We start from the raw sequence: 12,503 nt of genomic DNA on the forward strand, positions 1-12,503 counted from the left end.
TTTTCTGTAAAAATAGTTTATATATCAGAATAGGTAGGGGGCATAAACGATGAGGATGATCAGCACCCAGATAACATCGACGAAATGCCAGTAATAATTGAAGATTTTGTGTTTTTCTTTGAATAAAGCCTTCGGTATCGTCTGCTTGAACTGCACCATCAAAAGAATCATCCACACCAGCCCAAACGCCACGTGTGATGCATGAAGTCCAACGAGTACATAAAAAGAAGCGAGAAAATTGTTCATCGTAAGAGTGTAGCCTTCACTCCAGTACTTGTAGAACTCGTGAATTTCCAATCCCATAAAAATACTCCCGAGCAGGAAGGTTGTACCCAGCCCGATCCAAATCTTGAGACGGTTCCAATTTTTCAACCCACTTTCAGCTATCAGTAATGTACCGCTGCTCGAAAGAAGGAAAACGGATGTCAATACGACGGTTCGCAGTTCGTATACTTCTGTAGGATTGGCCCCGCGGTGGGAGGGAGTGTAAAGGATATAGGTGGCGAACAAGGTCGCAAACATAATCGCTTCGACGACTAAATAAAGGAAGAAGCCAAGTTTTTTGTCATTGAATAATACCTCTGATGTTTGCTTCATGACTCTTCCTCCTTTCGATACACAGCTTTCCTTTCATCGTTGAATACACGGTAGATAAAGAAACCTAGTGCGACGACTCCCCCCATCACCTGCATCCAAATCCACCCATATATAAAACCGAGACTCATGACAATCAGGACACCTGCAAGCAATACGGGAGCAACCGTTTGAATAGCGATGGGAGATGGCCTGGACTCATGGGATTCGGGAAGCCTTTTCCCTTCCACTTTGCTATACCAATAAGCATCGATGGAATTTACTTGCGGAACCGAATGGAAAGGATGCTCAGGTGCCGGTGACCCAACGGTCCATTCCAGCGTCCGTCCATCCCACGGATCCGCACCCACAGGGTCGGTAAAGCGGTGTGTCTTAAACAAGTTCCATGCCACAAAAAGCATACTCGCTCCCATCAAAAAGGCTCCGATCGTACTAACGAAATTTAATAGGAATACACCATCTTCCCATGTGTAAGTGTAGACGCGTCGCGGCATCCCGTTTAAACCAGCAAAGTGCTGAGGCATGAACGTTAAATGAAAACCGATGATGAAGAGCCAAAAATGCCATTTGCCCAGTTTTTCATCAAGCATCTTCCCTGTCATTTTCGGATACCAATAATAAATGCCTGCAAATGCCCCCAGAATCGTCCCACCAATCATCGTGTAGTGAAAGTGGGCAACAACGAAATACGAATCGTGATATTGGTAATCAGCTGCTGCTACGGCCAGCATGACACCTGTTACTCCTCCAATAACGAATGTAGGGATAAACCCTAATGAAAACAGCATCGGCGTTGTTATTCTGACAACCCCTTTCCGCATCGTAAACAGCCAGTTGAATACTTTGATCCCCGTTGGGACAGCAATTAACATCGTCGTGATGGCAAAAATTGAATTGGCCAAGGCACCAAGCCCCACCGTAAACATGTGGTGCGCCCATACCATGAACCCTAGAAGTCCGATTAAAGCGATCGCAATCACCATGGATGTGTACCCGTACACTCTTTTTCTTGAAAAAGTGGAAATCACATCGGAAAAGATCCCGAAGGCAGGCAGAATTAATATATACACTTCGGGATGACCGAAAATCCAAAATAAGTGTTGCCAATACACGGGATCTCCGTATTCCCCAAGAAAGAAGCCCGTGCCGTAAATTCGGTCAAACATCAATAGCAACAGGGCGATTGTCAAAACCGGAAAAGCGATCAGGATAAGAAAAGAAGTGACGAGGGTAGCCCATGAGAATAAGGGCATTCTTGTCATCTTCATCCCTGGTGCTCGCAGTCGGAAGATCGTGACAATCATATTGATAGCTGTAAAAATCGTCCCCAAACCTGACACTTGGAGACCGAATATGTAGTAATTGTTATTAGGACCTGTCGTGAACGTATCTGTGGCGAGAGGCGCATAGGAAGTCCACCCGGCATTGGGGGCTGCGTTGAAGAAGAAAGCCATATTGAAAATGACGCCCCCTGACACAAACAACCAAAAACTAATCGAGTTCAAATAAGGGAAAGCAAGATCATTGGCCCCCAACTGAAGAGGCACGGCGATATTCATCAGACCAATCAACAATGGCATGGAAACGAAAAAAATCATGACTGTACCATGTGTCGTAAAAACTTCATTATACTTTTGAGATTGAAAGACCCAAAAATCATTTTCCGGTATAGCGAGCTGTGTCCGGATAAACATCGCATCAATACCGCCACGGATGAAAAAGACCATAGACAGCAAAATGTACATCGTTCCAATTTTCCTATTGTCAGTCGTGGTGATATACTCCCAAATCAATGGCCATTTCTTTCTCGTCGTCATCCACCATAACAAGGCCAACCCCAAACAAACAGATACAATCCAGGACACAACGATGTCTGAAGGAACTTCCCCTATGAAAGGCACGTTCATCCCCTACACCCCTTCCCCTCGTGTTTATTCTTCTTGCATCCAACTCTCAAATGCTTCCTGACTCCTCACTTTTGTCTCAAACCTCATAAGCGTATGTTCCGCCCCGCAAAACTCTGCACACTTTCCCTGATACGTCCCCTCTTCACCTGGCTCAAACGATAATCGCGTTTCTTCACCTGGCAGAACATCAATTTTCCCTGATAAGTTCGGAATCCAGAAGGAATGAATCACATCAGTGGAGGTAAGGCGGAACTCGACCTCCTGATCTACGGGTAAAACGAGCTCATCATAAGATTCTTTTCCGTTCTCATAAATGAATTTCCAATTGAACTGTTGTCCTACCACTCTGACAATCATGGCGTTGTCCTGAGATCCTTCTGCTGAACCTGAGACTTTTGAGGTTAAATCATATGTAGTTTTCACCGTTGGTACAGCTAAGATTGCAAGCAATAAAACAGGGACGACTGTCCATGTAATTTCCAACCACTTGTTCTCCTTTTCGTCTGGTGGAATATCGAATTTCCTATTCCCTCTTTCACGAAACTTCCTAAGAAATTGGACGAATAAAATAAACACGACGATTAATACAAGCATCATAATGCCGAAACTCAGATATATTAAATCTGTCAATCGGTCAGCTGTATCGCTTTTTGGATTAAGAACTCTCATTTGGCACCCAGATAAGAAAGCGATTACGAAAAGGAACAACACTTGTTTCTTCACCAACTCTTCCCTCCCATCCGTTTGGATATCCGTTGTTAAGAACTGTCTAGTTATGCTCTATTACCTAATACTTACAGAACAAAACTCCTTCTTTATCTCCCAAAGAAGCACCTGATCTTTAAGGCTTTGTTTAGATACAAGTGTGCGGAAATTGGTCGTTTGGGAAACGAACGATTTTCCGACACACCACCATATACGTCATACCCTCGCAACTACGCGTGAGGCAAAACTCGTATGATCGATCATGTTTTTCATCCATACAGTAAAGAAAAGCCCCCATTTCTGACGTCAGAAATGGGGACTTATTTGTTATCTTCCATGAAGATTCTCAAGCCTTTCTATACGGGCTTCTAATTTTTCATACTCTTCTTTTGAAACGAAGCCTAATTCCTTCATTTGGTCCTGGAATCTGGCTTTCGCTTGTTCATTCCACTCTTTATCTTTGCTTTGGCCTTTTGAAATCCAATGGTTCATCCAATTGTTGACCATTGTCTTTGCTTGTGATGGGCTGATTTCTCCACGCTTCACCATTTCGTTGACCATTCTTTCAAATCGTTCCTTGCCACTGATAGCAGCGCCTAAACCAAGATGGAATCCTTTCTTCAATAAATCACTCATCCTTCATTCCTCCTATTGTGATGGATGCGTTTTAACATCCTCAAATGATTGAACGAACTTACGAGAAATCCAAGTACACCTACTCCTGATAGGATTCCCCCGATCCAAACAGTCGGGAGCACAGGAACAATGAATGTGTAATATAAAGCGGCAGCACCGATTCCTGCGATGACGAGCGAAAAGAATGTATAGAATAAATAGTATTGATGGAATAAATGATTTTTTTGATGATAACTTTTCCATTCTCTTTCTTTATCGCCGTCTTCGAGATACTCCACCAGAGCTCGCGGCAGGGAAAGAAGTGGCCTCGCTGTCTCTTTCGCGATTTCTTTGTAGAGAGAAAAACTCGAAGCTTCTCCTGACATCCATTCCTTAATCACCGGTCTGCCCCACTTAATTAAATCAATTTGAGGGTAAACGCTTGTGAGAACCCCTACGATAATGGAAGTCGCACGTCCTAAAAAGGCATAATCAGCAGGAAGCTGAATGGGCTGTTCTTTCACAAACTCTTGTAAATCGCCCAGCATATCATTCATCATATGCGCATCCAACTTGTCAAAGTTCCCATCCAAGTACATGTCTGTCGTCTGCTTCAAGAGTTTCTTTACTTTTTCTGTATCCGCATCAGGCAGTAAAAAATCCATTTCCTGCAGTGATTCAATGACTCTGTCGTAGTCGTCTAATATGAAACCTTGAATCATTTTACGGATCGAATTCGCATCTTCGTTTCTGATCTCCCCGACCATTCCGAAGTCGATGACCACCACTGTCCCATCTTCTCTTAACATCAAGTTGCCGGGGTGAGGATCGGAGTGGAACATCCCCGCATACAGAAACTGTTCCACACACAAGTCGAACAGCGTCCGAGCAATTTTTTCCCGGTCGATCTCATGCTTTTTAATAAAAGATAAGTCCGTAATTTTTGTTCCTTCAATCCATTCCATGACAAGTACACGCTTCGTTGATAGATCTGAATAATAATCAGGGATGTAGACATCTTCAAAATCTGCAAATCTCTTCTTGAAATGGTTGCCGTTTTCAAGCTCCATGGTGAAGTCCAATTCATTGCTGATCACTCGCACGACTTCCCGATATAAAGCGGGCAGGTCTGCCTTCTTTCCGTAAATCGTAAGCTTGTCCAGCATCCAAAACACAATCTTCAATGCTTTGAAGTCCATACGGAACGTGTCGCGAACGCGGTATCGTTGGACTTTAACCGCAACGGGGGTACCGTCTTGCAAATGAGCTTTGTAAACCTCCCCGATTGAAGCTGACGCAATTGAGTCTTCATTGATGTTTGAGAGGTATTCATCCAGAGGTGCATTCCAATCTTCTTCAATGGTCTGTTTCGAATACTTAAATGGAACCGGTTCGACTCTGTCAACGAGCCCCTCTAATTCTTTAATGAATGACTGGGGTAATAGATCTCCCCTGGAGCTTAAGAACTGGCCGAATTTGATCAGTAGACCACCTAACAAGACCGCTTTCTTACGATATTCTTCCGCTTGCTTTGCAAGCATCTCCTCCCATTTCCGCTTTGTATCCTGATCCCAAATCCGGTGCCTTTTTTCAAACCAGAAAATTTGTATGAGAAATTTCAACGCCATCCAGACGATGATGGAAATTCGATATATGGATATGTATTTCAGCCGTTGTCCCATGTTCCTCCCCCTTCATACTTCTGTACTTCATTCTTCCCTTCTCTTATTCTCGTCAATCATGAAAATTCCGAAGATCCATGAGGGAAATGTACCTAAAACTTTGTTCTCAATAGTATTATTTCGAGTACCGAAAAACCATTCAAAATGACTATTCTAATTTTTTAGAATATTCTACATAATAAAATTTAGATGATTTTACAAAAATTTTCACAGGGGGATCATATTTTGAAAAATAAAAAACTGACGGCTTTACTTTCAGCAGGCGCTTTGACTTTGTCATTGCTTTCTCCAGCTGCGTTAACTGAAGTAAGTGCAAGCAAAGTACAGGAAAATTGGAATGTCGAGCGGTATAGTGAAAAAATAGATATTGATGGTCAATTGCAGCGATTGGACCAAAGCGAAAGCTTCCAGCGAGAAGCGAAACAAACGATTAAGGAAAATGCATCTAATGTAAGCTTCAATGGGGAAGAAGGAAGCGAATCTGAATCAAACGAAGAAGCTTCAAGTACTTCTGCCACCGGTGAAACGAAACAATTCCTCACTCGGGATTTAGCTTTTAAAGAGTTTACCCTTCAAAGCGTTGGAGAACATGCGGAAGTTTGGGTCGCCAATGACCTTTCCTTCCCTGAAGGGGACGAGCGTCCGGCTCATGTGGTCACACAAGAGCAAGCAGACATAATGGCGAAAGAATTTGATAAAAACATGTATCCGGTAGCCACTGATTTCTTTGGATCTCCGGATTCATTGGACGGATCCAATTCACTACTTGAAGAATTGGGCTATGTTCCTGAGGGTTATTACCATGGGGACGGAGATAAGGTCATTATCCTTGTCGATAACGTGACAGACGACAATTATAACGACCCTACTTATCCGTTCTTTGTCGCTGGATTCTTCTGGCAGACACTAGAAAATTATATGGACCGTAACATCATCACCATCGATTCAAGAGATTGGGATACACGATTAGAAAGCACGTTCTTTGGAACGACGATCCATGAGTTACAGCACCTCATTCATGCTGATAACGATGGAGATGAGACTTCCTGGTTGAACGAGGGAATGTCGACTTTTTCTGAATACTTAGGCGGCTATGGTCTGGATTCAGGTTCGATCAACTTCCTGCTCGATCACCCGGAAAACTCGTTAACAAATTGGGACGACCATCGCAATGCGGAAACTGGTCCTGAAACGATTGCCGACTATGGACTAGTCCAATTGTTTACCCTTTATAACTATGAAAGATTTGGACAGGAATTCATTCGTCATATAGCCAAAGATGAGTTGAACAGTATTGAAAGCTTTGAACAAGCTTATAAAGACTTTGGGCTAAACGTGACATTCAATGAAGTGTACCAGGACTTCTCTACTGCGCTTGTCGTTGACGATCCGAAATTCAAAGGCGGAAAGTATGGTTTTGAAAACATCGATCTTCGTAACCTTCCTGTCGGAGATGGGGAAACACGCGGTACAACCGTCAATTTTGAAAAAGCGAAAGACTATGAAAAAGAGGGTGTCCCTGCCTGGGGTACAGACTTTAAAGAGTTCAACTTCGAACCTGGAAAGAACGTAGAGTCCTTCAAGTTTAATGGCGTAGATTTTGAAGATAACACGTGGGAAAGCGTAACGGATCCTTTAGGAAGCGATAACGAAGTTCTTTCTGCCGGCACAGGAGACGAGTTGGACAACAATTTGATTTTCAAAGCGGATTTAACAGATGTTGAAAATGCGACATTGAACTTCGATCACTTTGTGGACATCGAAGAGAGCTGGGATTATGGTGTCGTTCAAGTCTCCACAGATAACGGACAGACATGGACATCTCTTGAAAATGAAAACACTCGTTCTGATGTCGTCGAACAAGGTTATCCGAAGATCAAAGAAAATGTCCCTGGCTTCACAGGCCACTTTGAGGATTATCAGTCTGAGAGCTTCGATCTTTCAGAGTTTGCAGGGCAAGAAGTCCATATCTCTTTCCGTTACTTGACGGACTGGGGTTACAATGACACAGGATGGTTCATCGATAACATTGAAGTTCCTGAAATCGGTGTAAACTATGATGGCAGTACAAAAGAACCATTCATGTCTAAAGCGGAACTACTAGGAAATTATGTCGACTACGGGGTCACCTTCATTAAAGAGAAAAACAACGGGAAATATCAAGTCGTAGAAGTCGACCCCTTCAATGTCACGGAAGAAGACGCATTGGAGCTTCAACAAGTGTTCCGTCCTGGTAAGACGTACATGACGACTTACTATGCGGCTCCACAGGATAGCTTGAACCCTGTTGAATTTGAATATGAAGTGGATTACAAAGAAGAAGGTCCTGAAAAGAATAAGTAAGTCCTACCCCCCCAATCGGATGATTGGGGGTTTCTTTAATGGTATGACTGATGTTTGAGGGACTCTTTTCAGCCTTTGAAGATAACTGAAGCGATTTGAGAGATTCACTATTTTATTCGACCGGTTCCCCTCACACCTCTTCCTTACAGTTGCGCCTTCTACACCAACTGTGTGAAAATCTACTATATAAAGGAGTGTTGCTGATGCATATTCGTGAATTGGAAGTCAAAGAGTTACATACCGTTGCCGAATGGCTGTTTAAAGTGAACGAACAAGATCACCATTACGTGGCCTGGATGGCTTCAGAACAGAACGAAATATTTGAACAGATCTGGACATTAACCCAGTTCAAAGAACCTCTTGCCTATGTCGCCTGGGAACGAGAAGAAATCATCGGTTTCCTTGGCATCCTTCCTTTTTTCGAGCAGAAATTATGTCGCCTCCTAGGGCCTTTCGCTACTAAGGACCAGGAAGAAGTCATCGAGCGCTTATGGGACAAAGTTTCTTTAACAGCACAACTACACTTTGATGTTGTGAAAGTTGCCTGTTTCGCTGCAAATGAAGCACTCGTTTCCTTTTCAGAGAGACATCAGTTTCAAATGTACAATGTGGAACGGACGTTAGCTGTCCATAAATCTTCTTATGAAGCCAATGAGACCAAAGACACGCCGATTGTCAGGCTCAGTCAGGAAGATTATGAAGCTTTGGATGACATCCACCCTTCAGCCGCTTATTACACGACAAAAGAAATGTTGCATCTATCCAGGGATGAGGGCAATTATCTTTGGGGCTATCAAGAGAACGGAGAGTTAATGGGATACATTTACTTCGAAACCATCATCGCCAGACATGAGGGAGAGATTTGCTTTGTGAATGTAGCCGCTGATCACCGGAGCAGTGGTGTAGGTTCAGAGCTCATCCATCATGCGTTGCAGTATGCGTTCTTCGCCCTTGAATTGGAGGTTGTCACCCTCTCAGTCAGAACAGAGAATCAACAGGCAGAAGCTTTATATAAACAATTTGGTTTTAAAGAAATTCACACCATTTATGCCTATCAAAAAGAAATGAAACCAGAACCGCCCCTTTCCACAACCATCCATTAAAAGGAGGGATTCCATGGAGCTTTTTATTCGTGAGACATTAGAAAAAGTCAACGACACCTCAACCGTACGTTCCATTAAACCTGTGAGCGGAGGAGATATCAATCAGTCTTTTTATGTAGAAACGGATCATCGTCCCTATTTTATTAAAATCAACGAAAAAGTGGCGGGGCATTTTTTCCAGGCGGAAGCCGAGGGATTACGTCTGATCAAAGAAACAGGCGCGATCCGAGTTCCTGAAGTCTTCCATTATGATTGCCCTGTCGGTGCTGAAAAAGCCGCTCTTGTCATGGAATGGATTGAAAAAGGTTCTCCCAATGTTTCCCCTTCCCTTGGAAAGAGCTTGGCTCACATGCATCAGCATACCTCAGAAAAGTACGGGTACGGAAAACCGACGTTCGTAGGTGAACTGAATCAACAAAATGAGTGGTGCCCAACTTGGACAGAGTACTATCGCCGTTATCGTTTAGGTGGACAGTTGGAAACAGGAGTGGCCAAAGGGACGATTTCAGGACGTCGCGAAGAAAGGTTGAACAGGCTGATGGACCTGGTCGGAGCGATCATTCCAGAAAAACCAAAAGCCTCGCTTCTTCATGGTGATTTATGGGGCGGGAATTGGATGACCTCTCGCAAGGGAGATCCTGTTTTAATCGACCCGTCTACCCTTTATGGAGACCATGCGTTTGAACTTGCCTTCACCGAGCTGTTCGGAGGGTTTCCGTCCAACTTTTTAGATCAGTATAACGCGTATTTCGAGCTTCCTGATGATTATCAAGATACAAAACCCATCTATCAGCTTTTCTACTTACTTGCCCACCTCAATATCTTTGGGGAGATGTATGGATCACAGGTAGACCGAATCTTAAAAGCCTATGTCGGCTGATTCAGGAATAGGCCCTCCCCTTCCCTGAATCGGAAATTTCCACAAGCTCAAGCGGATAAGGTTCAAAATAGGTCTGCTGCCTAAGGTACTCACTTTGGAAACGGGCAACCCAACAATTTAACACACTCAACACAGCACTTAAGGGAACTTTCTCTTCTTTGTATTGTTCCAAGAGGCTTTGGAAGTTTTCTTTCTCCTCTTTAGACAATTCCTTTTTAAAGTACCCTGCAATATGCTGACAAACATTCACATGAGCACTCGGCTTTGCGGGTCTCTCCAACAGCTCATGGAGCAATGGCTCATAATTTTCTATGACATGTTCATAATCAAGGTGATCATGGTTCGCGACTGTTTGTCCCAGTTTTTTTAGCGTACCTGGGTGATAAGCCATGAATAGATATTTGTTGCGGGCATGGAATTGTTGCAGCCCTTTCATGCCTTCTTCCTTCTTTACCTCCCGGAAGTCAGCTAAAGTAAACAACTTCGTTAAAAAGTGATGTCTCAAAGTGAAGTTCTTCAATCTGCCTTCTTCTTCAATGGCCAGCCCCCCATGACGGTGAAGGATTTCCTGGGCAAAAAAACCTGAAGTCTTCCCGACCACTTGGGAGTTCCCTTCACTATGATAAACTTTTACGTCATGCATGCCGCACGTGGGGGAGCGGTTCTTCAATAAAAAACCATCCACATCGTCTAGATGGTCAAGAAATCCTTTAGAGAACTCTCTCATTGTATCCGTAAGATTCTCCCCTGTCTTTGGTTGGACGAGTTGTTCTTCTTCCCCATCCACAATACGAATGACTTCACGTGGGACACCCAGCCCGATTTCAACCTCTGGACATACGGGTATGAATTCCACATGAGACTGCATACGCTGCACAGCTTTATCTGGAATAACAGCCCCATTATAGCGGACTTCTGCAAATTCAAGACAACGACTGACAACGACTTTCGGTGTAGGGAAATGCCGCATATCTTCCTCCCCTTTCTGACAAATGCAAGTACTAGCAAACGTTCCTCAATTTCTACTTTCATAAACACCATTTGCTGATCATCTACAAATTTCCTATTGGATTTTGACGGAAAACGTAATAGAATAAATAGTGTTGCATAATTATTCTCGAGTATTTATAAATAAAAAAATCAGACAACGTCAGGAGAGATTTTGGATGAGAGCGAAAGACTTCAATGCATCTTCACACTTAAAGTTCATAATTCCATCCTTGATCGGAATTTTCCTATTTATGTTTCCGATCTTCGGGGATGACGGGGCCGTAACCATTCCAATCGCTATTCTTGCAGGTTGGGTGGAAACATGGCTTGCCGATTATTTATCCTTGATCATGACCATCATTATTACCATTACAGCCATTGGAACGGTGATCGCAAAAGCAGCTGGCAAAGAAACTCTGAGTCGTTCACCATTTTTCCAATCTCTATTTAATGTTCCACCGGTATGGATGGTTACTCGCCTTTTAGGTATGATTTTTGCCATCATGGTTTACTTCCAAATCGGACCTGAAGCGATTACAAGTCCAAACACAGGTGGCTTGCTTCTTGATTCCCTACTGCATGTTCTCTTTGCCGTTTTTCTATTTGCAGGACTGTTTTTACCACTGCTTTTGAACTACGGACTACTAGAACTGTTCGGGGTCATCTTAACAAAAATCATGCGTCCCCTTTTCAAATTGCCGGGACGTTCTTCCATCGATTCTTTAGCCTCCTGGTTAGGAGATGGAACCATCGGTGTCCTTCTTACAAGTAAACAATACGAAGAAGGTTATTATACGAAGCGGGAAGCGGCTGTCATCGGGACAACCTTCTCCGTCGTATCCATCACCTTCAGCCTTGTAGTCATACAAGAGGTCGGTCTTGGCGATATGTTCGGTCAGTTTTACTTGACTGTAGCGATCGCAGGCTTCATCGCCGCTTTGATTATGCCGAGAATTCCACCTCTTTCTAGAAAAGCAGATACGTATGTAACGGAAGAACCAAGCGATCAAAAAGAAGAAGTACCAGAACATCACAACTTGATTACCTATGGTTATACAAAAGCCGTAGAACGAGGCAGCAAGGCAAGGGGAATTGGGAACTTTCTGAAGCAAGGAAGCCAGAACATCCTGGATATGTGGATGGGAGTAGCCCCAATTGTTATGGCGCTGGGTACCATTGCGCTCGTGATTGCCGAATTCACTCCATTCTTCACATGGATCGGCATGCCGTTTATTCCACTACTTGAGCTGATGCAGGTTCCTTATGCACAGGAAGCTTCCGAAACCATCCTTGTTGGTTTCGCCGATATGTTCCTCCCTGCAATCATCGGCTCCTCTATCGAAAGTGAAATGACCCGTTTTATCATTGCATCTCTATCTGTCACGCAATTGATCTATATGTCTGAAGTTGGTGGACTATTGCTTGGTTCTAAAGTTCCAGTCAATATCAAAGACCTTTTCATCATCTTCCTTCTAAGAACAATTATTACACTGCCGATTATCACTCTAATTGCACATCTATTATTCTAAAGAAAAAGCACTTCCTCCAACGAGGAAGTGCTTTTTTATATCCTACTCCATAAAGCCCATTCCTTATTGAAGTAAATGGCAGGATACTTGAAGACTCAGTTTCGAGACCTTTCGGGGTTCGTTGCGATGTTGAGCGTCAGGGGTGGCTGGGAAGC

Annotated in this window: 10 protein-coding genes; 4 read left to right on the top strand and 6 right to left on the bottom strand. The window is 43.4% G+C overall.

Going from position 1 to position 12,503, the window contains the following annotated elements:
- Positions 1–24: 24 nt before the first annotated feature.
- From HFA01_RS15155 to HFA01_RS15175, 5 genes are all read right to left on the bottom strand, one after another.
- A complete protein-coding gene (locus HFA01_RS15155; RefSeq protein WP_146817762.1) occupies positions 25–597 on the bottom strand; it encodes a cytochrome c oxidase subunit 3 in 573 nt (190 codons plus the stop codon).
- Complete coding sequence (ctaD, locus tag HFA01_RS15160; protein WP_146817765.1) at positions 594–2,501, bottom strand: cytochrome c oxidase subunit I; 1,908 nt, start codon at positions 2,499–2,501, stop codon at positions 594–596. The genes HFA01_RS15155 and ctaD overlap by 4 nt, the downstream gene beginning before the upstream one ends.
- Positions 2,502–2,525: 24 nt before the next feature.
- Positions 2,526–3,224: a cytochrome c oxidase subunit II gene (gene coxB, locus HFA01_RS15165; RefSeq protein ID WP_146817767.1), complete on the bottom strand. Its 699-nt coding sequence runs from the start codon at positions 3,222–3,224 to the stop codon at positions 2,526–2,528.
- Positions 3,225–3,533: 309 nt separating this feature from the next.
- Complete coding sequence (locus HFA01_RS15170) at positions 3,534–3,842, bottom strand: phasin family protein (RefSeq protein ID WP_146817770.1); 309 nt, start codon at positions 3,840–3,842, stop codon at positions 3,534–3,536.
- Positions 3,839–5,503, bottom strand: coding sequence for an ABC1 kinase family protein (locus HFA01_RS15175; protein WP_146817772.1), 1,665 nt, complete (start codon positions 5,501–5,503; stop codon positions 3,839–3,841). Before HFA01_RS15175 ends, HFA01_RS15170 begins: the two co-directional genes overlap by 4 nt.
- Positions 5,504–5,728: 225 nt before the next feature.
- Here HFA01_RS15175 and HFA01_RS15180 point away from each other — a divergent pair, with 225 nt between their 5' ends.
- The 3 genes from HFA01_RS15180 to HFA01_RS15190 all read left to right on the top strand — a co-directional run bounded on the left by HFA01_RS15180 (position 5,729) and on the right by HFA01_RS15190 (position 9,829).
- Positions 5,729–7,846: a M6 family metallopeptidase gene (locus tag HFA01_RS15180; protein ID WP_146817774.1), complete on the top strand. Its 2,118-nt coding sequence runs from the start codon at positions 5,729–5,731 to the stop codon at positions 7,844–7,846.
- A 203-nt stretch (positions 7,847–8,049) separates the two neighbouring features.
- Positions 8,050–8,949 (top strand): GNAT family N-acetyltransferase, encoded by a 900-nt coding sequence (locus HFA01_RS15185; RefSeq protein WP_146817777.1) that lies wholly within the window; start codon positions 8,050–8,052, stop codon positions 8,947–8,949.
- A gap of 13 nt (positions 8,950–8,962) precedes the next feature.
- The gene (locus tag HFA01_RS15190) at positions 8,963–9,829 is read left to right on the top strand and encodes a fructosamine kinase family protein (protein ID WP_146817780.1); all 867 of its coding nucleotides are present in this window, start codon (positions 8,963–8,965) and stop codon (positions 9,827–9,829) included.
- A 1-nt stretch (position 9,830) separates the two neighbouring features.
- On the opposite strand, the gene HFA01_RS15195 is transcribed toward HFA01_RS15190, so the two are convergent.
- Entirely contained in the window at positions 9,831–10,799 is a 969-nt protein-coding gene (locus HFA01_RS15195) for a YbgA family protein (protein WP_146817782.1), read from the bottom strand.
- 196 nt (positions 10,800–10,995) lie between these two features.
- Here HFA01_RS15195 and HFA01_RS15200 point away from each other — a divergent pair, with 196 nt between their 5' ends.
- Complete coding sequence (locus HFA01_RS15200; RefSeq protein ID WP_146817784.1) at positions 10,996–12,348, top strand: YjiH family protein; 1,353 nt, start codon at positions 10,996–10,998, stop codon at positions 12,346–12,348.
- Positions 12,349–12,503: the final 155 nt, after the last annotated feature.

The organism is Halobacillus faecis (genome assembly GCF_007991335.1).
In the GTDB taxonomy this organism is placed as follows: domain Bacteria; phylum Bacillota; class Bacilli; order Bacillales; family Halobacillaceae; genus Halobacillus; species Halobacillus faecis.

What these genes read in the sequence shown, in the direction of transcription:
- ctaD (WP_146817765.1), bottom strand. Translation starts at nt 2,501, where the DNA reads ATGAACGTGCCTTTCATAGGGGAAGTTCCTTCAGACATCGTTGTGTCC.
- HFA01_RS15190 (WP_146817780.1), top strand. Translation starts at nt 8,963, where the DNA reads ATGGAGCTTTTTATTCGTGAGACATTAGAAAAAGTCAACGACACCTCA.
- HFA01_RS15175 (WP_146817772.1), bottom strand. Translation starts at nt 5,503, where the DNA reads ATGGGACAACGGCTGAAATACATATCCATATATCGAATTTCCATCATC.
- HFA01_RS15185 (WP_146817777.1), top strand. Translation starts at nt 8,050, where the DNA reads ATGCATATTCGTGAATTGGAAGTCAAAGAGTTACATACCGTTGCCGAA.
- HFA01_RS15200 (WP_146817784.1), top strand. Translation starts at nt 10,996, where the DNA reads ATGAGAGCGAAAGACTTCAATGCATCTTCACACTTAAAGTTCATAATT.
- HFA01_RS15155 (WP_146817762.1), bottom strand. Translation starts at nt 597, where the DNA reads ATGAAGCAAACATCAGAGGTATTATTCAATGACAAAAAACTTGGCTTC.
- HFA01_RS15170 (WP_146817770.1), bottom strand. Translation starts at nt 3,842, where the DNA reads ATGAGTGATTTATTGAAGAAAGGATTCCATCTTGGTTTAGGCGCTGCT.
- HFA01_RS15195 (WP_146817782.1), bottom strand. Translation starts at nt 10,799, where the DNA reads ATGCGGCATTTCCCTACACCGAAAGTCGTTGTCAGTCGTTGTCTTGAA.